The following is a 24,380-nucleotide window of genomic DNA, read 5'->3' as shown; positions in this document are numbered from 1 at the left end:
CCTTTAATTTGTCGTTGCGTGCTCTTTTTTATTATTGAAGGGCGGCCTGTTGTTGTTTTTGGTAGCCGTGACCCTTTTACCGCTGTTTTTAGCGACCCCCATGCGGGGTCAAGAGCAAACGTATTTTTTTGAGCGCTGACCTGCTTCTTCGTGACCGATCCAACCAGTGGGTAGCTACCTGAGGTAGTTTTATTTTTCTCTAACCGGTTGCGGGTTTCGGCGAGCCGTACCCTGCGAAGCACATCTTCTCCAAAAAAATCTGTTAGCTGCGTCTCTGCCGTGTTGTTTTTGTTATGTCAGAGTCGTTTCGTCTTATTTTTATTAGGTTTGGCGCTTTTTATTCTTGTTATGCCATAGAGATAGCAGAAGCCGTGCCAACTTTTAAAAACACTTTAAAATCAGTAGGTTAGTTTTTTGTTCGGATTTGGCTCACGCAAAGTTCGACAAAATATGTTCCCGTGTTACTCGATGTGTAGTCGTGCGGTAACACATTGTCACGGCTGCTCTACTCAAACGGCATTACGGACCTTGGCCACCCGCGAACCCGTAGGGCGGCCCAGGACCTGACTGATTTGCAGGCCTGCGGCAATCAATGCTTGCAGGTCGATGCCGGTGTCGATCCCCAGGCCGTTGAGCAGGTAGACCACGTCTTCAGTGGCAACGTTACCGCTGGCGCCCTTGGCGTAAGGGCAGCCGCCGAGGCCCGCGATAGAGCTGTCGAACACACTGATCCCCTCCAGCAGACTGGCGTAGATGTTGGCGACCGCCTGGCCGTAGGTGTCATGGAAGTGGCCCGCCAGTTTGTCCCGTGGCACCTGCGCACCGACGACATCGAACAGCCGCCGGGTTGAGCCCGCCGTGCCGGTGCCGATGGTGTCGCCCAGGGAAACCTCGTAGCAGCCCATGGCATACAACTCCCGCGCGACTGCGGCAACTTGCTCTGGCGCAATCTCGCCTTCGTAAGGACAACCCAACACGCAGGACACATAGCCGCGCACGCTGATGCCATGTTGCCGGGCTGCAGCCATGATCGGCGCAAAGCGTTCCAGGCTTTCACTGATGGAACAGTTGATATTGCGTTGGGAAAACGCCTCGGACGCTGCCGCAAACACCGCGACTTCTTTCACCCCGGCCGCCAGCGCATCCTCAAAACCTCGCAGGTTCGGTGCCAGTGCGCCATAGGTCACGCCGGGCTTACGCTGGATCTGCGCAAATACCTCGGCCGAACCGGCCATCTGCGGTACCCACTTGGGCGAGACGAAACTGCCAACTTCGATGTAGCTCAAACCCGCCGCGCTGAGGGCGTCCACCAGTTGCACCTTGTCGGCCACGCTGATGGGTTGGGCTTCGTTCTGCAGCCCATCGCGCGGACCGACTTCGACCAGGCGCACATGGGAGGGGAGTGGATTTGATGGGTGGGACATGGCAGTTACCTTCTGATCAATGGCCAGCCTGGCTCATGGTGTGCGCGAGGGCCTGGGTGCAGCGCTCTTCGGCGGTGTCCAGTTCCAGTTTCATCTGTTCGATATCTAGCAACTGTTGCTCAAGCTGCTCGCGGCGCTCTGCGATCTTGGCCAGCATGCTGTTGAGCTGGATGTGGTTGCCGCTGCTGGGGTCGTAGAGCTCGATGAGCTCGCGGCATTCGGCCAGGGAAAAACCGATGCGTTTGCCGCGCAGGATCAGCTTGAGGCTGACCTTGTCTCGTGCCGAATAGATGCGTTCCTGGCCCCGGCGCTCCGGGGTCAGCAGGCCTTGTTCTTCATAGAAGCGAATGGCGCGAGTGGTGATGTCGAGCTCGCGGGCGAGGTCGGAGATGCTGTAGGTGATGCTCATGGCGGCGCTCAAGAAGGTCCTGGCGCTAAGCTAATGGCAGGTTGACGTAAACGTCAAGGCCAGCTTCGCTGACCATAGGGGGCAAGCCCCCTCCACAGGGAACGCGCTTCAACCTCAGGCTTGTTGTTTGTCCAGCTTCTTCTCATGGGCCGTAACCTGCTGGCACAACTCGATCATCTGCTCACGCATCCAGCGGTTGGCCGGATCCTGGTCGGTGCTTTCGTGCCAGTACAGGTGCGTTTCCACCGGAGGCACATCGTTGACCGGCAGGTTGACCCAGTGCAACTCATGGCGCCGCGCGAAGCGTTCGGGCACGGTCATCACCATGTCGGTCTGCTGCAACACTTGCGAGGCCATCAGGTAATGCTGGGAGCGCAGGGCGATCTTGCGTTGCAGGCCCATTTTTCCCAAGGCCAGGTCGACATGGCCCAGGCCGTTGCGGCGGCTGGAGATGTGGATATGGGTCAGCCCCAGGTAATCGTCGAGGGTCAGCTTGTCCTTGCTCGCCATCGGGTGGCCCTTGCGCATGGCGCACACGTAGCGGTCTTCCATCAGCTTGACGTGGCGCACTTGCGGGTCGGTGTTGAGCGGCGCATCCACCGCAAAATCCAGGCGCCCGGCGGCCAGTTCCTTAGTGGTTTCGCGGCGCTTGGACAGGAAACTTTCGATCACTACCGTCGGCGCCAGACGGCGCAGGCGCTGGAACAGCGCCGGCAGAATCACCGCTTCGGTGAGGTCGGTCATGCTGATGCGGTAGGTCTTGGCCGCCTGTTGCGGATTGAAGATACGGCTTTCCTGTACCGACACTCGCAGCAACGACAGCGCATTACGCACCGGGCCGATGATGTTCTGCGCCATCGGCGTGGGCACCATGCCCTGAGCGGTGCGCACAAACAGCGGGTCGTTGAAGGTCTCGCGCAGGCGTGCCAGGGCGTTGGACACCGCCGGCTGGGTGATGCCGACGATCTGACCGGCGCGGGTCAGGTTGGCTTCGGTGTAGATCGCGTCGAAGACGATAAAGAGGTTGAGGTCGACCTTGCTCAGATTCATTGGGTTGCGCTCTTATTGTTAGGTGGCGATTTGTTGCGTGCTGAGACGCCGATCATATATCGGTGATGAATGTTAATACACGCCGAGAATAGGCTAGGTAAATTATGAGCGCTGTTCTAGCATCGATTGCATGACCTAAACAACCTCTCAAAGAAGGGAGCTGCTCATGGATTTCGCCTATTCGCCCAAGGTTCAGGAACTGCGTGAACGCGTCACCGCGTTTATGGATGCTTACGTTTACCCGGCCGAGCCGGTGTTCGAACGCCAGGTCAGCGAAGGCGACCGCTGGCAGCCCACCGCCATCATGGAAGAGTTGAAAGCCAAGGCTAAAGCCGAAGGCCTGTGGAACCTGTTCCTGCCCGAGTCCGAACTGGGCGCCGGCCTGACCAACCTCGAATATGCGCCGCTGGCCGAAATCATGGGCCGTTCACTGCTGGGCCCGGAGCCGTTCAACTGCTCGGCACCGGATACCGGCAACATGGAAGTACTGGTGCGCTACGCCAACGAAGAGCAGAAACAACGCTGGCTCGAACCGCTGTTGCGCGGCGAGATTCGCTCGGCCTTCGCCATGACCGAACCGGACGTCGCCTCGTCGGACGCCACCAACATGGCCGCCCGCGCCGAACGCCAGGGCGACGAGTGGGTGATCAATGGCAAGAAATGGTGGACCTCCGGCGCCTGCGACCCGCGCTGCAAGATCCTGATCTTCATGGGCCTGAGCAACCCTGACGCGCCGCGCCACCAGCAGCACTCGATGATCCTGGTGCCAGTGGACACCCCCGGCGTGAAAATCGTGCGCCCGCTGCCGGTGTTCGGCTACGACGACGCGCCTCACGGCCACGCCGAAGTGCTGTTCGACAACGTGCGTGTGCCCTATGAGAACGTACTGCTTGGCGAAGGCCGCGGCTTTGAAATTGCCCAAGGTCGTCTTGGTCCAGGCCGTATCCACCACTGCATGCGCTCCATCGGCATGGCCGAACGTGCGCTGGAGTTGATGTGCAAACGCGCGGTCAGCCGTACCGCGTTCGGTAAACCATTGGCACGCTTGGGCGGCAATATCGACAAGATCGCCGACTCACGGATGGAGATCGACATGGCGCGCCTGCTGACCCTGAAAGCGGCGTACATGATGGACACCGCGGGCAACAAAGTGGCGAAAAGCGAAATTGCGCAAATCAAGGTGGTGGCGCCAAACGTAGCGCTGAAGGTCATCGACCGCGCGATCCAGATCCACGGCGGCGCAGGGGTCTCCAACGACTTCCCGCTGGCCTACATGTACGCGATGCAGCGCACACTGCGCCTGGCCGACGGCCCGGACGAAGTGCACCGCGCTGCAATCGGCAAGTTTGAAATCGGCAAATATGTGCCTAAAGAGTTGATGCGCAGCGGGCAGTAATACGGCGTCGCCTGCAATCGGGGGCGAGCCCCCTCCCACATTCGACAGTATTCCTACTGGAGATACGCGGTCACCTGTGGGAGGGGGCTTGCCCCCGATGAGGCAGGATCAGGCACTGAAGATCCGGCAGTCCTCAGTACACCCAAACCTCCACCCGCCGATTTTTGATCCGCCCCTCATCCGCCGTATTCGCCGCAACCGGCATCTGCGCACCAAACCCGCGAATATCTCGCAGTACTACGCCGCTCTTGACCAACTCCCGCCGCACCGCCATCGCCCGCAATTTAGACAGCAGCGCCGCCCGCTGCGGGTCGTTCTTGGTATCGCCGAATCCCACCAGCGTCACCTTTTTGTCCAGCTTGTCGTGACCCTTGAGATACGCCACCACCCGCTGCACATCCTGGCGCGCCTTGTTATCCAGGCTGGCGCTGCCTTCTTCGAAACGAAAATTCACGGTCAAGCGCTGAGCGTCCCGAGCGATGGCTTGATAGTCATCCGGCATTGTCGGGCGCGGTTCCACGGCCATGGCCTGCACCTGCTGCGCAATAAACCCACTGGCCGCCACAATCGCCTGGCCTTTGCTGCTCTGGGCAAAGTCCACCAGCGCCTTGGCCCACGGGTTATGGGCCGTGGGCGGCAGGTAAAAGAACAATCGGCGCGACAGCGGATAATCCTCGGTGGCGATCAGGCTGTTGAGCGGCAACATCGGTTGCGAGTCGCCATCCACAATCGCCACGGCCTTGGCGTGGCGCACGTAGGGCAGCCCAATAAAACCGATGCCCTGAGGGTCCTGGCTCACCGCATCGGACAATGCCTCGCTGGACTCGAAACGCTTGGCCGAAGAAACCAGGGGCTTGGCGCGCAGGCGCAACACCAATTCCTTGAAGGTGTCGTAGGTGCCCGACTGATCATCGCGGGCGTAGATATGAATCGCGCCGCCGATGCCGCCCAGAGCCTCCCAAGTGCTGATCTCACCGTTGAAGATCTGCGCCAGTTGCTCGGTATTCAGGGTATTCAGCGGGTTCTGCGGATTGAGGATGATTGCCAGGCCATCGATGGCGATCACGTGTTCGGCGTCGGGGCTTTTCAAGTCACCAAGCGGTTCAAGGTCTACCAGTTCGCTGTCCTTGATCGGTCGGGACGAGGCCGCAAGGTCGGCGCTGGTTTTCTTCAGGGCGACAAAGCCTGTGCTGGAACCGTGGGCTGCGACGTCGATAGTCACCGTTTTGCCCTGGCGTGTCTTGCCGATCACGCGCTGTTCATTGGCGCCCTCGGCAGGTTCGCTGTGCACGTTCTGCAACCCTTGATGCTCCATCAAACCCTTGGCCAATGCCGGGGCCAGCGCCGCGCCAATGGTGTTGGAGCCCTGGATTCGCAAGGCCGGGCCTTGATCGGGAACGGGTAGGGGGGCAGCCACAACGGAGAGGGAAAATGCGCAACACAACAGGAACAGAACGCGCAGCATCATGCCGGCACCTTCTCAAGCCAAAGGGAGTGCCGCGAGATTAAGTCAGTAGGATTTCAATAATGTGACTGACACTCAAATGATCAAAAGTGTGGGAGGGGGCTTGCCCCTTCTCCCACATTTGACCCGAGTACAGTCAGGGGGATCAGCTCAGTTCAAGCCAGATCGGCGCATGGTCCGACGGTTTTTCCAAACCACGCAGGTCGTAATCCACGCCGGCATCCTTGACCCGTGGCAGCAAACCGTTGGAGGCCATGATCAGGTCGATTCGCAGCCCACGCTTGGGCTCATCTTCAAAGCCGCGGCTGCGGTAGTCGAACCAACTGAAGCGGTCGGCCACGTCCGGGTTGAGGTGACGGAAGCTGTCCACCAGGCCCCAGTTTTTCAGGCGGGCCATCCACTCGCGCTCTTCGGGCAGGAAGCTGCACTTGCCAGTTTTCAGCCAGCGCTTGGCGTTGTCGGCGCCGATGCCGATGTCGCAGTCTTCCGGGGAAATATTCACATCGCCCATCACCACCAGCGCCTGATCGTTGCTGAACTGGCTTTCCAACAACTGTTGCAGGTCTTCGTAAAAGCGCTGCTTGGCGGGGAATTTGGTTGGATGGTCGCGGCTTTCACCCTGTGGGAAATAGCCGTTCATGATGGTCACCGGGTTGCCGTTTTCATCGGCGAAGGTGCCCCAGATAAAACGACGCTGGGCGTCTTCTTCGTCACTGGCAAAGCCTTTGTGAAGGCTCAACGCAGGCTGACGCGAAAGCAGCGCCACGCCGTAGTGGCCTTTTTGGCCGTGGTAGTAAACGTGATAGCCCAGTGCTTGTACTTCGGCCAGAGGAAACTGGTCGTCGTGGACCTTGGTTTCCTGCAGGCCGATTACATCGGGTTGATGCTTTTCAATCAGCGCCGCCAGCTGATGGGGGCGGGCGCGCAGCCCGTTGATATTGAAGGAGACGATTTTCATGGTCGGCGGTCCAGTCTGGCAAAAGGGCGATGCTAGCGGACAAGTCGGACGGGGGCCAGCGTGGCGGTAGGACAGATGCGCTGCTAATGTCTGGGAACGACTGGTGCTGCGTAGGTTCGTACCCATAAGAACGCCATCTATTGAGTGGCGCCCAGGGAGATTGATTGTATGACTGACACTGCCATTGGCGAAGTTCGCTTGCTCAACAGCGGCTATTCCCGCGAGGCCCGCTCCCTGCTGTACCAGGCCTATCGGCATGAGCCGACGTTTGCCTACATCTTCGAAGCCGAACGCCCAGGTTATGAGCAGCGGGTACGCGCCACTGTGCGTGAGCTGGTCAAGCAGCATTTCTTTCAGAAGCTTCCGGCGATTGGTTTGTTTGTGAATGATCGGCTGATCGGCATTGCCTTGATCGCACCCCCGCAACGGCGCCTGGGGATCACTGAGAGCTGGGCGTGGCAACTGCGCATGTGGCTGAGCACTGGCGTGCGCGGTACACGGCGGTATCTTGATTATCATCACGCCGTGCTGGCGTGCCTGCCGAGCGAATCGGTGCATGTGCTGCCGCTTTTGGGCATTCACCCGCAGTTCCAGGGCAAACATTACGGTGAACAGTTGCTGGAGGCGGTGCATAACTGGTGCGCCGAAGACCCGCACTCTTCGGGTGTGGTGCTGGACACCGGCAATTCCCGCTACCTGGATTTCTACAAGCGCCAGGGCTATGAGGAAATCGGCGAAGTCGCTGTAGGGCCTATCCTGGAGCATGTCTTTTTCCACCCCAATCCCCAGCTGTTACATGCTGCAACGGCTTAATGCAGAATTTTTCAGAATCGTCTGAGTTCTAAGTTTTCCCCCAGCTCGTGTAGCATCCGCGCCTATGAAGTTTCCAGGAAGATTTACCAGCGGCTTGGTTCTGCTGTTCACAAGCTGCGGCGCATTTGCGCTAAGCGAATTGGACGTGCGGATCAAACCCTCAAACGACGCGTTGAAAGCCAACATTGAAGGCTACATCGGCGGGGTTGGCGATCGTGACGAAGAGGCCTTGCTGCGGTTCAGCCGTGGTGCCGAAGAGCAGGCGCGCAAAGCGGCGCAGGCACTAGGCTTCTATCAGCCAAACATCGACAGCGAGGTGAAAGGCGGCAAGAACCCGCGCCTGATCCTCCGCGTCGACCCCGGTGAACCGGTGCATTTACGCAACGTGACTATTCGGGTCGACGGCGAGGCTGCGAACCTCAAGTCTTTTCGCGTGCCTGCCAGCGACGACCTAATCTCCGGCGCCGTGCTCAACCACGGTCACTACGAAGACGCCAAGCGTCTGATCCAGAATCAAGCCTCGCGCTACGGCTTCTTCAGCGGGCGCTTTACCAGCCAGAAACTCGCGGTGGACCCACAAGCTGGCGTCGCCGATATCGAACTCATTTATGACAGCGGCCCGCGCTACAGCCTGGGCAAGGTCAGCTTTGCCGGCGACACGCCGTTTGATGACGAACTGCTGCAACGCATGGTGCCGTTCAAAAACGGTGACCCTTACGATTCCGAACTGATCGCCGAACTCAACCAGAACCTGCAAGCCAGCGGCTTTTTCGAAGGGGTGCGCGTGGATGCCAGCCCCACCGCCTCGACACAAGACGTGATCCCGGTGGCCGTCAATCTGGACACACGCAAGCCTCGCACCATGGGCCTGGGCCTGGGTTACTCCACCGACGTCGGTCCGCGCGGCAAGGCCAACTGGACCCGTCACTGGGTCAACCCCCAGGGACATAGCTATGGCTGGGAAGCCGAACTCTCGGCTCCGCGTCAGAACGTCGGCCTCTGGTACGACATTCCGCTGGACCCGCCGCTCACCGACAAACTGCGCTTCGCTGGCGGCTACCAGAATGAAGAACTGGCGAACACCGACACCCTGAGTAAATTGCTTACCGTCGGCCCCGAATGGCACAGCAAATTGCCCAGTGGCTGGACACGGGTGATTTCTCTCAAGTACCAGCGCGAAGAATATCGCCTGGGCAACGACTCCGGCCTGAGCAACCTGCTGATGCCTGGTATCAGTTATTCCTACCTGCGCAGCGATAACCGCATCGACCCCCACAACGGCTACCGCCTGCAATTCGACACGAAGGTGGCGAAGGAAGGCCTGGGCTCCGACACCAACTTGCTGTACGGCACGGCCATGGTCAAAGGCCTGACTACCCTGTGGGACAATCATCGTTTCCTGGCGCGGGCGCAGTTCGGCGGCAGTGCCACCAATGGCTACAAGTCGGTGCCTCCGTCGTTGCGCTTCTTTGCCGGTGGCGATCAGAGCGTGCGCGGTTATGAGTACCAGACGCTGTCGCCCGAGAACGACCAAGGTGATCGCATCGGTGGCCGCTACATGGTGGCCTTGAGCGCCGAGTATCAATATTCCATCGCCGAAAAATGGCGGATCGCGACCTTCATCGACCAGGGCAACTCGTTCAACACCCTGGAACTGCCCAGCCTGAAAACCGGCGTGGGTGTCGGTATCCGCTGGGTATCGCCGGTGGGGCCAATCCGCCTCGACCTGGCCCATGCCCTGGAAGACCCGGGCGGCGTTCGTTTGCACTTTTCCATGGGGCCTGAGCTGTGATGCGTGGTTTGAAAATAGCGGGGCTGGCCGTGGTGGCCATCCTCGCCGTGCTGTTGCTGGCACTGTGGACGGTACTGGGCAGCCAGGCGGGCAGCCGCTGGGCATTGGGCCAAGTGCCGGGTTTGAGTGTGGAGAATTTCCAAGGCCGTTTGGGCGGCCAGTGGAGCGCCGATCATCTGCTGTGGCAGCAAGACACCAGTCGCGTGGAACTCAAGGCGCCCGCGTTCGAGTGGTCGCCAGCCTGCCTGTTGCGCATGACCTTGTGCATTGACCGGTTGGATGTGGATCAGGTCATTCTGCAATTTCCACCCAGCACCGAAGAAAGCAGTGGCCCCCTTGTACTGCCAGATCTGAAATTGCCGGTTGCTCTCCAGTTAGGCGACGTTCGCGTCGGTAGCCTGGTGTTCAACGGCAGCGAAGAGCTTAAAGGCCTGCAACTGGCGGCGCATTGGACCGCCGCCGGGATGCAGATCGACTCAGTGCATCTGCAGCGCGACGATCTGGTGCTGGACCTGTCTGGCCTGTTGCAACCCACTGGCGACTGGCCGTTGACCGCCAGCGGAAACTTGAGCCTGCCCTACGCGCCCGGCGGCGCGCCCTGGAAAGTTGCCCTTAAGGTCGACGGCGACCTGCTCAAGACCCTCAAACTCGACGCCGACAGCAGCGGCTACCTGCCGGCCAAACTGCAGGGCGAGCTGCAACCCCTGGCTGAAAATCTTCCGGCCCAGTTGCACATCACCGCTGACGGCTTCAAGCCCAGCGCCGATCTGCCCGACACCCTGCAACTCAATCAACTGGACCTCACCGCCAAGGGTGATCTGAAAAACGGCTACCAACTGCTCGGCAAGGCCGTGCTACCGGCAGAGAAAGGTCCGGTGGACCTGCTGCTGCAAGGCAAAGTCGACGCCAACGGCGCGCAAATTGCGGGCCTGGACCTGAATGCCGGTGACAAGCAAAGCCTCAAGCTGAGTGCCAACCTGGATTGGCAACAAGGCTTCACAGCCGATGCCAGGATCGACTGGCTCGACTTCCCCTGGCATCGCCTCTATCCGGTGATCGACGAACCCCAAGTGACGGTGCGTACGTTCAACGGCGAGATTTCCTATAAAGACGGCAACTACCTGGGCAACCTCAAGGCCGACCTCGACGGCCCGGCCGGCAAGTTCAATGTGGTCACGCCGTTCAGTGGCGACCTCAAGCAAGTCTTCCTGCCCGAGCTGAAACTCACCGCCGGTCAAGGTAAGGCCGAAGGCCACCTGAACCTGCAGTTCGCCGATGGCATCGCCTGGGATACCGCGCTGGACCTGTCGGCGCTCAATCCGGCGTACTGGGTCGCTGAACTGCCGGGTACGTTGGCCGGTCCGCTGCGCAGCAAGGGCGAGTTCAAGAACGAGCAACTCAAGCTGAATGCCGACCTCGACCTCAAGGGCCGCCTGCGGGGCCAAACCGCCGTGCTGGCGGCCAAGGCCGAAGGTGCAGGGGAGCAATGGACCCTGGCCAACTTGGATATTCGCCTGGGTGACAACCGCATCAACGGCAGCGGCAGCCTGCAACAACGCCTGGCCGGGCAGATCGACATCAAGCTGGCGCGCCTCGCCCAGCTCTGGCCGCAGTTACGCGGGCAGATCAATGGCCGCCTCGACGTAGCCGGCAGCCTGAACGCGCCTCAGGGCAAACTCGACATCAAGGGCCAGCAACTGGCGTTTGCCGACAACCGCCTGCAAAGCCTCAGCCTCGGCGCTACCCTCGACAGCGCCCAGCGCGCCAAGATCGACCTCAAAGGCAGCGGTATTCAAAGCGGCGACACCCAGATCGGCACCCTGACCGCCAGCGCTCAAGGCGACATCAAGAACCAGAAGGTCCAGCTCGACTTGGCCGGTCCGCTGGTCAAGCTGGCCCTGGCCCTGGACGGCAACCTCGACAAAGGCAATTGGCGCGGGCGCCTGGCCAGCGGGGATGTCCAGGCCGGCGGGCAGGATTGGAAGCTGCAAGCCCCGGCCAAAATCGACTACATGGCCGACGGCAAGCTGACCTTCGCGGCGCACTGCTGGGTTTCCGGCGGCGCCAGCCTGTGCGGCGAAGACCAGCGCCTGATGCCTGAGCCCAAGTTGCGTTACCACCTCAAGCAATTCCCAATCGACAGCCTCGCGGCCTTTTTGCCCAAGGATTTTGCCTGGCGCGGCAGGCTCAATGCCGATGTCCAGCTCGACCTGCCCGACAGCGGCCCCAAGGGCTTGATTTCGGTGGATGCCAGCGGCGGCACTTTGCGCGTCAAGGACAAGGACCAGTGGCTGGATTTTCCTTACGACACCCTCAAGCTTGAAACCACCCTCAACCCCAAGCGCATCGACACACAGTTGAACTTCCGGGGTGGCAAGCTCGGTGAATTGCTGTTGCAGGCGCAGATTAATCCGCTGCCGAAGAACAAGCCGATCACTGGCAATTTCAGCCTCACCGGGCTGGACCTGGCGGTAGCGCGTCCGTTTGTGCCGATGGTGGAAACCCTCAACGGTAAGCTCAACGGCAACGGCCGGATTTCCGGTGGCCTGCTCGCGCCGCAGATCAACGGCAATGTGAACCTGATCGGCGGTGAAGTCTCTGGTCCGGAGTTGCCCGTCAGCCTCGAAGGCCTGAACGTGCAGGCTCTCATCGCCGGCGAAAGCGTGCAGCTCAATGGTGGTTGGCGCAGTGGCAAAGCCGGGCAGGGCAGCCTCAAGGGCCAGATCGACTGGGGTCAGGCCCTGGCCGTGGACCTCAGTCTGCAAGGCTCGCAATTGCCGGTCACAGTCGAACCCTACGCCACGCTGGAAGTGGCGCCGGACCTGAAGATCACCTTGAAGGACGACAAACTGGCGATTGCCGGGAAAGTGAAGATCCCGCGTGGCGACATCACCGTGCGCGAATTGCCGCCGTCGACGGTCAAGGTCTCGGACGACACTATCATCGTCGGCAGTCAGACCGAGGAGGGCAAGCCAGCGATGGCCATGGCCATGGATATCGACGTGGCAGTGGGCGAAGACCAGCTCAACTTCTCAGGCTTCGGCCTCACCGCCAAGGTGCAGGGCCATGTGCATATCGGCGACAACATGGACACTCGTGGTGAGCTTTGGCTCAACGATGGCCGCTACCGCGCTTACGGTCAGCGGCTCAATGTGCGGCGGGCGCGCTTGCTGTTTGCCGGCCCTCTGGACCAGCCGTTCCTGGACATCGAGGCAGTGCGTGTCACCACAGAGCCGTCCCGGACCGTGACCGCCGGTATTCGCCTGAGCGGCAGCGCCGAGCAACCGACCACGCAGATTTTCTCCGAGCCGGCGATGGCCCAAGAGGATGCGTTGTCGTACTTGGTACTGGGGCGTTCACGCACCACCACTGGCGAAGACAACAACATGCTCGCCGAAGCGGCGCTGGGCCTGGGCTTGATGGGCAGCGCCGGGGTGACCTCGGACATCGCCACCAAGTTGGGCATTCAGGACTTCGACCTCGACACCCAGGGCAGTGGCAATAACACCGCCGTGGTAGCCAGCGGCAAGATCACCGAGAAGCTCAGCCTGCGCTATGGCGTGGGCGTGTTCGAACCGGCCAGCACCATTGCCTTGCGCTACCTGCTGAGCAAGAAGGTATACCTGGAGGTGGCGAGTGGTGTGGCCAGTTCCCTCGACATTTTCTACAAGCGCGATTTCTAAGTCTTAGTCGGTCAAAAAATGTGTGAGGGGGCTTGCCCCCGATTGCGGTGTGACAGTCAGCAGATGTAGTGACTGACACACCGTGATCGGGGATAAGCCCCCTCACGCATTTGCTCCCGCCTGTCGTCGAATTAGCAAGCAAGCTAATTATTCCATTTGACATTCGCTGCCTAAGCAGTAACATCTCGTCATACATTCGCTGCCTAGGCAGCAATAAGGTGACTTTCGATGCCCCATTTCACCCCCGAAAACTTCCACAACTGCCATCTCGGCCTGTTGCTGGGCCGCGCTGCGATCCTCAAGGACCGCATCATCGACACCCATATGGAACCCCACGGCATCACGGCCGCGCAGTTCAAGGTGTTGATCATCATGGCCCAGTTCGGCGTCGACACCCCGGCGGAGCTGTGCCGCAACCTGTCCCTGGACAGCGGTTCGATGACCCGCATGCTCGATCGCCTGGAGCAAAAAAACCTGCTCAGCCGCAAGCGTTCCGAGCTGGACCGACGCCAGGTGCAGTTGGTGTTGACTGCCGACGGCCAGCGCCTGGCGGACATGCTGCCGCACATCGGCGCCCAGGCGCTGAACCAACTGGTGGGCGTATTGGAGCCCGGCGAGTTGGAAACCCTGGAACAGATCCTCAAGAAAATTCTGATAGCTGCGGGTGATCCCATCACCCTTCAGCGGGTAGGTAAATGATGAATCCACGTGCCCTATGCCTAGTGCTGGTCGCCATGAGCATGGCCGGTTGCGCCAATTTCAGCGGCCTCGACACCCAAGGCCAGCGCCTCGACGCCAACACTCTGCAAGCCGGTAAATCCCTGAGCGGCGTGACCCTGTCGAGTGCGGCCTGGCCCAGCGCCGATTGGTGGAAAGGCCTCGGCGACCCACAGCTCGACGGCCTGATCCATGAAGCCCTGCAAAACAGCCCCGACATGCAAGTGGCGAGCGCCCGTGCCCACCAGGCCGAAGCGGCCGCCTACGCCGCCGACGCGTCGCGCATGCCGACCCTGGATGCCAGCGCCGGTGTGACCCGTTCGCGCCTGGCCAAGGATCAGGACCCGCTGGGGCAGGGCGATGCGTACTCCACCGTGCGGAAAGTCGGTGCCAGCTTCAACTACACCTTCGACCTCTGGGGTGGCCAGCGCGCCGCCTGGGAAGCTGCATTGGGCCAGGCCCGTGCCGCTGAAGTCGATCAACAGGCCGCGCGCCTGACCCTCGCTGCTGATGTGGCCAAGGCCTACAGCGACCTGGGCCAGGCCCATATCGTGCGTGACCTGGCCACTGACGACCTCAAGCGCACCCGGCAAATGCTCGATCTCAGCAAGCGCCGCCTGGATTCGGGTATCGACAGCCACTACCAGTACCAGCAGACCGAAAGCCTGGAAGCCAGCTCCCAATCGCAATTGATCGACGCGGAAAAACAACTGCAGAGTGCCAAGATCGCCCTCGCGGTGCTGCTCGGTAAAGGCCCGGATCGCGGCAATGAGCTGGCGCGTCCCAGTGTGTTGAAACCCGCTGCCGTTGCCGTTCCGTCGGTGTTGCCTGCCGAACTGTTGGGCCGTCGCCCGGACCTGATCGCCGCACGGTGGCGTGTGGAGGCGGCGAGCAAGGACATCGCGGCCAGCAAGACGCGCTTCTACCCCAACCTCAACCTGAGCGCGAGCGCCGGGGCCGAGTCGTTGCTGGGGGATGCGATGTTCGGGTCGGCCAGCCGCTTCTTCAATATCGCGCCAACGATCTCGCTGCCGATCTTTGACGGCGGCCGCCTGCGCGCCGGCCTCGATGCCCGCGACGCCGACTACGACCTCGCCGTGGCCCAATACAACAAAACCCTGGTGCAAGCCTTGGGTGATATTGGCAACACCCTTTCGCAACTGCGCGAAACCGGCCGGCAGATCCAGGCCCAGCAACACGCTACCGATATCGCCCAGCAGTCCTACGACACGGTGCTTCAGCGGTACGGCTCCGGGATCGGTAACTACCTGGACGTGCTCAGCATCGAACAGCAATTGCTGCAGGCCCAGCGTCAGCTGGCGACCCTGAATGCCGGGCAGATCGCTCTATCGATTCAATTGATGCAGGCCCTGGGCGGCGGGTTCAACGCCGACAACGTGGCGTCGACCACCCCAGCCACTCGCACGGAATAATTTGAGGTATTTGTCATGGCCACTGCCGAAAACACTAACGCTACAGAACAACCCAAAGACAACAACCCGCGCAAACGCAAAGTCATGCTGATCGGCCTTGCGCTGATCGTCATCCTCAGCGTCCTCGGCGTATGGGCCTGGCACGAATTCTACGGGCGCTTCAACGAGAGCACCGACGACGCTTATGTGAACGGCAACGTGGTGGAAATCACCCCGCTGGTCACCGGCACCGTGGTGAGCATCGGCGCGGACGATGGCGACTTGGTCCACGAGGGCCAGGTGCTGGTCAACTTCGACCCGAATGACGCCGCCGTCGGCCTGCAAAGTGCCCAGGCCAACCTGGCGCGTACCGTGCGTCAGGTGCGTGGCTTGTACAGCAACGTTGATGGCATGAAAGCCCAGGTCAACGCGCAGAAAGCCGATGTGCAGACCGCTCAGGACAACTACAACCGTCGTAAGACCCTGGCCCAGGGCGGGGCGATTTCCCTTGAGGAACTGTCCCATGCCCGTGACAGTCTGACGGCCGCCAAGAACGCCCTGACCAACCTTGAGCAGCAGCTCAAAACCAGCAACGCCCTGGTGGATGACACGGTGATCTCGTCCCATCCGGACGTGCAAGCCGCTGCCGCGCAATTGCGTCAGGCCTACCTGACCAATGCGCGCAGCACCCTGATCGCGCCGGTCACCGGCTATGTCGCCAAGCGCTCCGTGCAACTGGGCCAGCGCGTGCAGCCGGGTACCGCATTGATGGCCGTGATCCCGCTGAACCAGCTGTGGATCGACGCCAACTTCAAGGAAACCCAACTGCGCGACATGCGCATTGGCCAGCCGGTGGACATCGAGTCGGATATCTACGGCAGCGATGTGAAATACAGCGGCACCGTCGACAGCCTCGGCGCCGGCACCGGCAGCGCGTTCGCCCTGTTGCCGGCGCAGAACGCCACCGGTAACTGGATCAAGATCGTGCAGCGAGTACCGGTGCGCATCCATATCAATGCCGAAGAGTTGGCCAAGCACCCACTGCGCGTTGGCTTGAGCACCGTGGTGAATGTGGACCTGCACGACCAGAGCGGTCCCGTGCTGGCGCAACAGCCGCCACAAAAGGCCTCTTTCACCACCAACGTGTATGACCGCCAATTGGCCGAAGCCGATGCCATGATCACCCAGTTGATCCATGACAACAGCGTCGCCGCTCCCAAGGCTGTGCAACGCTGATGAGCAATAACGCCTCGTTCACGCCACCCAGCCTGTTGATGGCCACCATTGGCCTGTCGCTGGCGACTTTTATGCAGGTGCTCGACACCACCATCGCCAACGTGGCGTTGCCGACCATTTCCGGCAACCTGGGCGTGAGTTCGGAGCAGGGCACCTGGGTGATCACCTCGTTTGCGGTGAGCAACGCCATCGCCTTGCCGCTCACCGGTTGGTTGAGCCGACGCTTTGGCGAGGTGAAGCTGTTTCTGTGGGCGACCATTCTGTTTGTGCTGGCGTCGTTCCTGTGCGGTATTTCAACTTCGATGCCCGAGCTGATCGGCTTTCGGGTGCTGCAAGGTTTGGTGGCGGGGCCGTTGTACCCGATGACCCAAACCTTGTTGATTGCGGTCTACCCGCCGGCGAAGCGCGGCATGGCACTCGCGTTACTTGCGATGGTCACGGTGGTCGCGCCGATTGCCGGGCCGATCCTCGGCGGCTGGATCACCGACAGCTACAGCTGGCCGTGGATCTTCTTTATCAACGTTCCCATCGGCATCTTTGCGGTGATGGTGGTGCGTGCGCAGCTGAAGAAGCGACCTGTGGTCACCAGTTATCAGCCGATGGATTACGTCGGGTTGTTAAGCCTGATCGTGGGGGTCGGCGCCTTGCAGATCATCCTCGACAAGGGCAATGACCTGGATTGGTTCGAATCCAACTTCATCATCATCGGCGCGGCGATTTCGGCGATTGCCCTGGCGGTGTTCGTCATCTGGGAACTGACCGATAAGCACCCAGTGGTCAACCTGCGGCTGTTTGCTTACCGCAACTTCCGCATCGGCACTATCGTGTTGATCCTCGGTTACGCGGGTTTCTTTGGCATCAACCTGATCCTGCCACAATGGCTGCAAACCCAGATGGGCTACACCGCCACCTGGGCCGGCCTGGCGGTGGCACCGATCGGGATTCTGCCGGTGCTGATGTCGCCGTTCGTGGGCAAGTACGCGCACAAGTTCGACCTGCGTCTGCTGGCGGGCCTGGCGTTCCTGGCGATTGGCTTGAGCTGCTTCATGCGCGCAGGCTTTACCAATGAAGTGGACTTCACCCACATCGCCCTTGTGCAGTTGTTCATGGGGATTGGTGTTGCACTGTTCTTTATGCCGACCCTGAGCATCTTGATGTCCGACCTGCCACCGCACCAGATTGCCGACGGTGCGGGCCTGGCAACCTTCCTGCGTACGTTAGGCGGCAGCTTTGCGGCGTCGCTGACCACCTGGATCTGGATTCGCCGGGCGGACCAGCACCATGCGTACATGAGCGAGAACATGACCACCTATGACGCGGCCACGCGCAATGCGCTGGATGCGTTGGGTGGGGCAGGGCACAAGGCCTATGCGCAGTTGGACCAGATCCTCACCAGCCAGGCGTACATGATGTCCACCGTGGATTACTTCACGTTGTTGGGGTGGATGTTCATGGGATTGATGCTGCTGGTGTGGCTGGCGAAGCCGCCGTTTGGCGCCAAGGCGGGGCCGGAAGCAAGCGGCCACTGATCCACACGGACTGGAATGCAATCAAATGTGAGAGGGGGCTTGCCCCCGATAGCGGTGGGTCAGCCAAAAAATGCTGACTGATCCACAGCCATCGGGGGCAAGCCCCCTTCCACATTTTTATCTCTGTTCACATTGGATCAGTGGTGTTTGAGGTCTCAGGCGCCAGGCAATGCCAGCTGCGGGTTCACAAAATCAAACGCCGCCAACTGAAACCCTTGCTCATCCACCTGCAACGCCCAACCCTGCTTGTCCCAATCCCCCAGCACAATGCGCTTGGCCGCCTGCTCGCCAATCTGCAGTTTGTGGATCGCCGGGCGGTGGGTATGGCCGTGGACCAGGGTGCGCACGCCGAACTGCTGCATCACCCGCGGCACTTCCTCGGGGGTTACATCGACAATGTCGTTGGCCTTCATGCGCGTCTGCGCCCGGCTCTCACTGCGCAGCTTGCGCGCCAGCTTGTGGCGGGTGCGCAAGGGCAAGTGACGCAGGATAAACAGCACAATCGGGTTACGCAGGATGCGCCGCAGCTTCATATAACCCACGTCGCGGGTGCAGAGGCTGTCGCCGTGCATCAACAGCACGGGTTCGCCATACAACTGCACGACACTCGGGTCCTTGAGCAAGGTCGCGCCTGCTGCTTTGCAGAACGCCTTGCCGATCAGGAAATCGCGGTTGCCATGCATGATAAAAATCGGGGTACCGCTGTCGCTCAGCTCGCGCAGGGCTGCGCAAATCGAACGTTGAAAGGGGGTCATCCCATCGTCGCCAATCCAGGCTTCGAAGAAGTCCCCCAGAATGTACAACGCCTGGGCGCCACGGGCGCGGCCGTGGAGCAGATCCAGAAACGCCCGGGTGATGTCCGGGCGCTCCTCTTCCAGATGCAAATCTGAAATCAGCAATATCACCCAACGATCTCGGCTTTCTCGACGATTACGTCTTCTGCTGGAACGTCCTGGTGACCGGCTTTGGACGTGGTGGACACGCCTTTGATCTTGTCGACAACGTCCTGGCCTTCGGTGACTTTACCGAACACGGCGTAGCCCCAACCCTGCACGTTCTTGCCGCTGTGGTTCAGGAAGGCGTTATCGGCCACGTTGATGAAGAACTGCGCGGAGGCCGAATGCGGCTCCATGGTACGGGCCATGGCAACGGTGTACTTGTCGTTGGAAAGGCCGTTGTCCGCTTCGTTCTGGATGCTTGGACGCTTGTCTTTCTTCTCTTTCATACCTGGCTCGAAACCGCCGCCCTGGATCATGAAGTTACCGATGACGCGGTGGAAAACGGTGTTTTCGTAGTGGCCAGCGTTCACGTACTCGATGAAGTTGGCGACGGTGATCGGCGCTTTCTCGGCGTTCAGCTCGATGACGATCTCGCCGTGGTTGGTGGTCAGTTTGACTTGAGTCATGTTCACTACTCTTTCAGGAAATTCGTGGGTTTGAGCGCCTTGGCGCCTTACCGGTTTGGCCAAACTGCGGCCAAGGCGCGCAGTTTAGCGTGCCTTGCAGGAATTTCGAGGTGGTTTTTTACCGCGCCCGTCATAAAAGCAGCAATAAATGCAGCAGTTTTTGACCGCGCTCTGTCAGCAGCTTGACAGCATCAGCTATGATACGGCCTTTGTTTTATCTGGCCCCAACCGGCCACGAACCTGTCTGTTCAAGGATCCTATGAGCAAGCCCACTGTCGACACTACCTCGAATTCCAAGGCCGGACCTGCCGTCCCGGTCAATTTCCTGCGCCCGATTATCCAGGCGGACCTGGATTCGGGCAAGCACACGCAGATCGTCACCCGCTTCCCGCCAGAGCCCAACGGCTACCTGCACATTGGTCACGCTAAGTCGATCTGTGTGAACTTCGGCCTGGCCCAGGAGTTCGGTGGCGTCACGCACCTGCGTTTCGACGACACCAACCCGGCCAAGGAAGACCAGGAATACATCGACGCCATTGAAAGCGACATCAAGTGGCTGGGCTTCGAATGGTCCGGTGAAGTGCGCTATGCCTCCAAATACTTCGACCAGTTGTTCGACTGGGCCGTCGAGCTGATCAAGGCCGGCAAGGCCTACGTCGACGACCTGACCCCGGAGCAGGCCAAGGAATACCGTGGCACGCTGACCGAACCGGGCAAGAACAGCCCGTTCCGCGACCGTTCCGTGGAAGAGAACCTCGACTGGTTCGCCCGCATGCGCGCCGGTGAGTTCCCGGACGGCGCCCGCGTACTGCGCGCCAAGATCGACATGGCTTCGCCGAACATGAACCTGCGCGACCCGATCATGTACCGCATCCGCCATGCCCACCACCACCAGACCGGTGACAAGTGGTGCATCTACCCGAACTACGACTTCACCCACGGTCAGTCGGACGCCATCGAAGGCATCACCCACTCCATCTGCACCCTGGAGTTCGAAAGCCATCGTCCGCTGTACGAGTGGTTCCTGGACAGCCTGCCGGTTCCGGCGCACCCGCGTCAGTACGAATTCAGCCGCCTGAACCTGAACTACACCATCACCAGCAAGCGCAAACTCAAGCAACTGGTCGATGAGAAGCACGTGTTTGGTTGGGATGACCCGCGCATGTCGACCCTGTCGGGCTTCCGCCGTCGCGGCTACACCCCGGCGTCGATCCGCAATTTCTGCGACATGGTCGGCACCAACCGTTCCGATGGCGTGGTTGACTTCGGCATGCTCGAATTCAGCATCCGTCAGGACCTCGACGCGAATGCTCCGCGCGCCATGTGCGTCTTGCGTCCGTTGAAAGTCGTGATCACCAACTATCCGGAAGACAAGGTCGATCACCTCGAACTGCCGCGTCATCCGCAGAACGAAGCACTCGGCGTGCGCAAGCTGCCATTCGCCCGTGAAATCTACATCGACCGCGATGACTTCATGGAAGAGCCGCCAAAAGGCTACAAGCGCCTGGAGCCGAACGGCGAAGTGCGCCTGCGCGGCAGCTACGTGATCCGCGCCGACGAAGCAATCAAGGACGCCGATGGCAACATCGTTGAGCTGCGTTGCTCCTACGACCCGGAAACCCTCGGCAAGAACCCTGAAGGCCGCAAGGTCAAAGGCGTGATCCACTGGGTGCCGGCTGCGGCCAGCATCGAGTGCGAAGTGCGTCTGTACGATCGCCTGTTCCGCTCGCCGAACCCTGAGAAGGCCGAAGACAGCGCCAGTTTCCTCGACAACATCAACCCTGATTCTCTGCAAGTACTCACTGGTTGTCGTGCTGAGCCATCGCTTGGCGACGCACAGCCGGAAGACCGTTTCCAGTTCGAGCGCGAAGGTTACTTCTGCGCGGATATCAAGGACTCGAAACCAGGCGCTCCGGTATTCAACCGTACCGTGACCTTGCGTGATTCGTGGGGCCAGTGATTCTGTTTTAAGGAACTGTCGTGCTAACGATCTACAACACACTCAGCAAGACCAAAGAAGTCTTCAAGCCGCTGGATGGCAACAAGGTGCGCATGTACGTGTGCGGCATGACCGTGTACGACTACTGCCACATCGGCCACGGCCGCAGCATGGTTGCCTTCGACCTGGTGACCCGCTGGTTGCGTTTCAGCGGCTATGACTTGACCTATGTTCGCAACATCACCGACATCGACGACAAGATCATCAACCGCGCCAATGAAAACGGTGAGTCGTTCGACGCGCTGACCGAGCGCATGATCGCCGCGATGCATGAGGACGAGGCTCGCCTCAACATCCTCAAGCCGGACATGGAGCCGCGCGCCACGGACCACATCCCTGGCATGCACGCCATGATCCAGACCCTGATCGACAAGGGTTATGCCTACGCCCCCGGCAATGGCGACGTGTACTACCGCGTCGCCAAGTTCATGGGCTACGGCAAGCTGTCGCGCAAGAAGATCGAAGACCTGCGCATCGGTGCGCGTATCGAAGTCGACGAAGCCAAGCAGGATCCGCTGGACTTCGTGCTGTGGAAAGGCACCAAGCCCGGCGAGCCGAGCTGGGAATCCCCATGGGGCGCCGGGCGTCCGGGCTGGCACATCGAATGCTCGGTGATGTCCACCTGCTGCCTGGGCGAGACCTTCGACATTCATGGCGGCGGCAGCGACCTTGAGTTCCCGCACCACGAAAACGAAATCGCCCAGAGCGAAGCCGCCACCGGCAAGACCTACGCTAACGCCTGGATGCACTGCGGCATGATCCGCATCAATGGCGAGAAGATGTCCAAGTCCTTGAACAACTTCTTCACCATTCGCGACGTGCTGGAAAAGTACCACCCGGAAGTAGTGCGTTACCTGTTGGTGTCCAGCCACTACCGCAGCGCCATCAACTACTCGGAAGACAACCTCAAGGACGCCAAGGGCGCTCTGGAGCGGTTCTACCACGCGTTGAAAGGCTTGCCCGCCGTTGCACCGGCTGGCGGCGAAGCGTTCGTGGCACGGTTCACCGAAGTCATGAACGACGACTTCGGCACACCCGAAGCCTGCGCGGTGCTGTTCGAAATGGTGCGTGAAATCAACCGCCTGCGCGAGAGCGATCTCGACGCAGCGGCTGGCCTGGCTGCTCGCTTGAAAGAGCTGGCCAGCGTGCTGGGCGTATTGCAGATGGAAGCCGATGACTTCCTGCAAGCCGGCGCCGAAGGGCGTGTGGATGCGGCTGAGGTTGATGCGCTGATCCAGGCGCGTCTGGCGGCTCGCGCAGGCAAGGACTGGGCGGAATCCGACCGTATCCGGGACCAACTGACCGCGATGGGCGTGGTGTTGGAAGACGGGAAGGGCGGGACGACGTGGCGGTTGGCTGATCAGGCCTGATTGGCAAACGCTGGATGAAAAACGCCCCGACTGGTTCGGGGCGTTTTTTTTTTGCACCGTTTTAGTGAGCGGCTCACCCGATAGCGCTGTCTCAGCCAACATACCTGCCAACAGTGCCGCCGCCTTCGAAGCCTCGCTAAAGCTCGACATCTCCCACATTGGGAGAGTGCCTGCGTCCTCGAAGCCGAGAAACCGGGCTTCCTGCGACTAGTGCGATGGGTGGGCTCACGGTCTGTTCCTTCAGAGGACCGTAGCTGGAAAAAGGACGGATCTAGCCGCCGGAAACCTGCGAAAGTGGTGTTATATACGCAGGTGCCGTAGTGACGTCATACGCATTCTTTGTCGCGTCGTTATGAATCGTCTCGTGGTATCTGCCGTCCTTGAAATGCAGGGCGACGCCATCATCGACCGCGTAGGCGGGTTGTGCGCCTTTGAGCCGGACGAGCTCAACAAACGAAGTCTCTCTTCCCGCCTCTGAACTGAAATGCGGACACGGCGCTCCTGGCAGAAAACCCAGGCCGGCAATCAGGGCGAACGCTCCCCCTGAATCGGAGTGCCCGTATTCAAACCAGCAAATCGCCCCAGCGCTGACACCACACAGGACCTTGCCGTTTTCCCATGCCTTTGTCAGAAGGCCCACTACGCCGAATTCACGCCAGATAGCCAGCATGGCGCGGGTATTCCCGCCTGCCACGTAGATGATGTCGGCTTGCTCAAACAACGAAGACATATGATCCGGGCTGGGAAAGGGTGGAATGAAAAATGTCAGCGTGCGTACGCTGCAACCAGCGCTCTCATATTTGGCCGTGAAGTCAAAAATCTTGACTCGGTCATCCCCACTGGCTGTGGAGATATAGAGCACGGTAGGGCGTGTTTTGCCTGATGAAGCGACGATATGTTCGTCAATGTGCGTCATGCGCTGCATGTCTTCGGCGGACTCGCCGCCAATGACAATAATATGTTTAGTCATCCTGACCTCCAGTCCGTGTTACGCGGCGCGAGTGCCGGCTGTCAGTTGATATCGACTCTGAACAAAACCATTGTCCGACACCTGGGTTCCGACATGGCGAAGCCCATGCTCACTGCCAACCTGGCTAAACAATGGAATGCCTTGCCCCAGCAAAACCGGGATACGCGTAATGATCAGCTCATCAACCAGGCCCGCTTCAAGAAACGCCTGGACCGTTTGGCCACCGTCGATATAAAGATGCTTCATACCGCGTTCTGCTAACGCTACCACGAGTGAGGTCACGTCTCCCGCCATGACCTCGACCTTGCCCTCCAAATGCTCAGGTAGCTCCAGTCGTTGGCGGGAAAGCGCAATGACCGGCGTACCCTCATAGGGCCATTCGGGGAAGGACAAGACTTTCTCCAGGGTTTTGCGGCCCATAACGAGCGCATCGACCGTTGCGATGAAGCTTTCATACGTCACGCCGTTCAACTCGGCGGTTTCGTATTCCGGTTTGTGCAACCACTCGATATCACCGTCGGGGCGAGCAATAAAACCGTCGACGCTGGCTGCGATAAAAACCGAACATTTGATATCCATGGCGAAAACTCCTTTTTGCGTGTGGACGTAACGGCAGCCTGCGGGTGATGTTGGGCTGGGCGCCAATGTTACTTTAATCATCAGGTGCAACAACCGAGCGCCAATAGAAATAGCCCTTGCGCCCCTTTTTGTAGTGCTAGGACGTATAGGAAGTTGGTCGATCCAGGACGTTG

19 protein-coding genes are annotated in these 24,380 nt (G+C 60.1%); 10 read left to right on the top strand and 9 right to left on the bottom strand.

Translation table 11 applies throughout. From position 1 onward, the window contains the following. Nucleotides 1-509: 509 nt before the first annotated feature. The 3 genes from BW43_RS06315 to BW43_RS06325 form a co-directional block, all read right to left on the bottom strand. The gene (locus tag BW43_RS06315; RefSeq protein ID WP_032889827.1) at nucleotides 510-1,424 is read right to left on the bottom strand and encodes a hydroxymethylglutaryl-CoA lyase; all 915 of its coding nucleotides are present in this window, start codon (nucleotides 1,422-1,424) and stop codon (nucleotides 510-512) included. 16 nt (nucleotides 1,425-1,440) lie between these two features. Then, nucleotides 1,441-1,833: a MerR family DNA-binding transcriptional regulator gene (locus BW43_RS06320; RefSeq protein WP_032889825.1), complete on the bottom strand. Its 393-nt coding sequence runs from the start codon at nucleotides 1,831-1,833 to the stop codon at nucleotides 1,441-1,443. A gap of 114 nt (nucleotides 1,834-1,947) precedes the next feature. Next, on the bottom strand, nucleotides 1,948-2,883 hold the full coding sequence (locus BW43_RS06325; RefSeq protein ID WP_032889823.1) for a LysR family transcriptional regulator: 936 nt from the start codon (nucleotides 2,881-2,883) through the stop codon (nucleotides 1,948-1,950). Nucleotides 2,884-3,049: 166 nt separating this feature from the next. On the opposite strand from BW43_RS06325, the gene BW43_RS06330 reads away from it, so the two are divergent. Continuing rightward, nucleotides 3,050-4,279, top strand: a complete 1,230-nt coding sequence (locus BW43_RS06330; RefSeq protein WP_032889822.1) for an acyl-CoA dehydrogenase — start codon at nucleotides 3,050-3,052, stop codon at nucleotides 4,277-4,279. A gap of 133 nt (nucleotides 4,280-4,412) precedes the next feature. On the opposite strand, the gene BW43_RS06335 is transcribed toward BW43_RS06330, so the two are convergent. Further along, nucleotides 4,413-5,747, bottom strand: coding sequence for a substrate-binding domain-containing protein (locus BW43_RS06335; protein ID WP_032889820.1), 1,335 nt, complete (start codon nucleotides 5,745-5,747; stop codon nucleotides 4,413-4,415). 142 nt (nucleotides 5,748-5,889) lie between these two features. After that, the gene (xthA, locus tag BW43_RS06340) at nucleotides 5,890-6,702 is read right to left on the bottom strand and encodes an exodeoxyribonuclease III (RefSeq protein ID WP_032889816.1); all 813 of its coding nucleotides are present in this window, start codon (nucleotides 6,700-6,702) and stop codon (nucleotides 5,890-5,892) included. 168 nt (nucleotides 6,703-6,870) lie between these two features. Between xthA and BW43_RS06345 the strand changes: the two genes are divergently transcribed. The 7 genes from BW43_RS06345 (at nucleotide 6,871) to BW43_RS06375 (ending at nucleotide 17,884) form a co-directional block, all read left to right on the top strand. After that, nucleotides 6,871-7,515: an N-acetyltransferase gene (locus BW43_RS06345; RefSeq protein ID WP_032889813.1), complete on the top strand. Its 645-nt coding sequence runs from the start codon at nucleotides 6,871-6,873 to the stop codon at nucleotides 7,513-7,515. Between the two features lie 64 nt (nucleotides 7,516-7,579). Continuing rightward, nucleotides 7,580-9,307 carry an autotransporter assembly complex family protein gene (locus BW43_RS06350; RefSeq protein WP_032889811.1) on the top strand — a complete coding sequence of 576 codons (1,728 nt, stop codon included), beginning with the start codon at nucleotides 7,580-7,582 and terminating at the stop codon, nucleotides 9,305-9,307. Further along, on the top strand, nucleotides 9,307-12,990 hold the full coding sequence (locus tag BW43_RS06355) for a translocation/assembly module TamB domain-containing protein (RefSeq protein WP_081797813.1): 3,684 nt from the start codon (nucleotides 9,307-9,309) through the stop codon (nucleotides 12,988-12,990). The genes BW43_RS06350 and BW43_RS06355 overlap by 1 nt, the downstream gene beginning before the upstream one ends. Before the next feature lie 228 nt (nucleotides 12,991-13,218). Beyond that, complete coding sequence (locus BW43_RS06360) at nucleotides 13,219-13,689, top strand: MarR family winged helix-turn-helix transcriptional regulator (RefSeq protein ID WP_032889806.1); 471 nt, start codon at nucleotides 13,219-13,221, stop codon at nucleotides 13,687-13,689. Beyond that, nucleotides 13,689-15,140 carry an efflux transporter outer membrane subunit gene (locus BW43_RS06365; RefSeq protein ID WP_032889804.1) on the top strand — a complete coding sequence of 484 codons (1,452 nt, stop codon included), beginning with the start codon at nucleotides 13,689-13,691 and terminating at the stop codon, nucleotides 15,138-15,140. The genes BW43_RS06360 and BW43_RS06365 overlap by 1 nt, the downstream gene beginning before the upstream one ends. Before the next feature lie 15 nt (nucleotides 15,141-15,155). Continuing rightward, nucleotides 15,156-16,355 carry an efflux RND transporter periplasmic adaptor subunit gene (locus tag BW43_RS06370; protein WP_032889802.1) on the top strand — a complete coding sequence of 400 codons (1,200 nt, stop codon included), beginning with the start codon at nucleotides 15,156-15,158 and terminating at the stop codon, nucleotides 16,353-16,355. Then, nucleotides 16,355-17,884, top strand: coding sequence for a DHA2 family efflux MFS transporter permease subunit (locus BW43_RS06375; RefSeq protein WP_032889801.1), 1,530 nt, complete (start codon nucleotides 16,355-16,357; stop codon nucleotides 17,882-17,884). The genes BW43_RS06370 and BW43_RS06375 overlap by 1 nt, the downstream gene beginning before the upstream one ends. Nucleotides 17,885-18,039: 155 nt before the next feature. Here the strand turns inward: BW43_RS06375 and lpxH are convergent, their stop codons facing one another. Then, entirely contained in the window at nucleotides 18,040-18,789 is a 750-nt protein-coding gene (lpxH, locus tag BW43_RS06380; RefSeq protein ID WP_032889799.1) for a UDP-2,3-diacylglucosamine diphosphatase, read from the bottom strand. After that, nucleotides 18,786-19,289, bottom strand: coding sequence for a peptidylprolyl isomerase (locus BW43_RS06385; RefSeq protein WP_032889796.1), 504 nt, complete (start codon nucleotides 19,287-19,289; stop codon nucleotides 18,786-18,788). The genes lpxH and BW43_RS06385 overlap by 4 nt, the downstream gene beginning before the upstream one ends. 259 nt (nucleotides 19,290-19,548) lie before the next feature. Here BW43_RS06385 and BW43_RS06390 point away from each other — a divergent pair, with 259 nt between their 5' ends. Together BW43_RS06390 and cysS are read left to right on the top strand one after the other, a co-directional pair. Then, nucleotides 19,549-21,249 (top strand): glutamine--tRNA ligase/YqeY domain fusion protein, encoded by a 1,701-nt coding sequence (locus BW43_RS06390; protein WP_032889794.1) that lies wholly within the window; start codon nucleotides 19,549-19,551, stop codon nucleotides 21,247-21,249. Between the two features lie 20 nt (nucleotides 21,250-21,269). Further along, nucleotides 21,270-22,658 (top strand): cysteine--tRNA ligase, encoded by a 1,389-nt coding sequence (cysS, locus tag BW43_RS06395; RefSeq protein ID WP_032889792.1) that lies wholly within the window; start codon nucleotides 21,270-21,272, stop codon nucleotides 22,656-22,658. A gap of 271 nt (nucleotides 22,659-22,929) precedes the next feature. On the opposite strand, the gene BW43_RS06400 is transcribed toward cysS, so the two are convergent. Together BW43_RS06400 and BW43_RS06405 are read right to left on the bottom strand one after the other, a co-directional pair. Beyond that, nucleotides 22,930-23,628, bottom strand: coding sequence for a peptidase E (locus BW43_RS06400; protein ID WP_032889789.1), 699 nt, complete (start codon nucleotides 23,626-23,628; stop codon nucleotides 22,930-22,932). An 18-nt stretch (nucleotides 23,629-23,646) separates the two neighbouring features. Then, the gene (locus BW43_RS06405; protein ID WP_032889787.1) at nucleotides 23,647-24,207 is read right to left on the bottom strand and encodes a dihydrofolate reductase family protein; all 561 of its coding nucleotides are present in this window, start codon (nucleotides 24,205-24,207) and stop codon (nucleotides 23,647-23,649) included. Nucleotides 24,208-24,380: the final 173 nt, after the last annotated feature.

Origin of the sequence: Pseudomonas sp. RIT357, assembly GCF_000632245.1 — a bacterium.
GTDB classification, from domain to species: Bacteria; Pseudomonadota; Gammaproteobacteria; order Pseudomonadales; family Pseudomonadaceae; genus Aquipseudomonas; species Aquipseudomonas sivasensis.
Note: the sequence above shows the minus strand (reverse complement) of the source record. Positions and strands in the feature narration are given on the sequence as shown.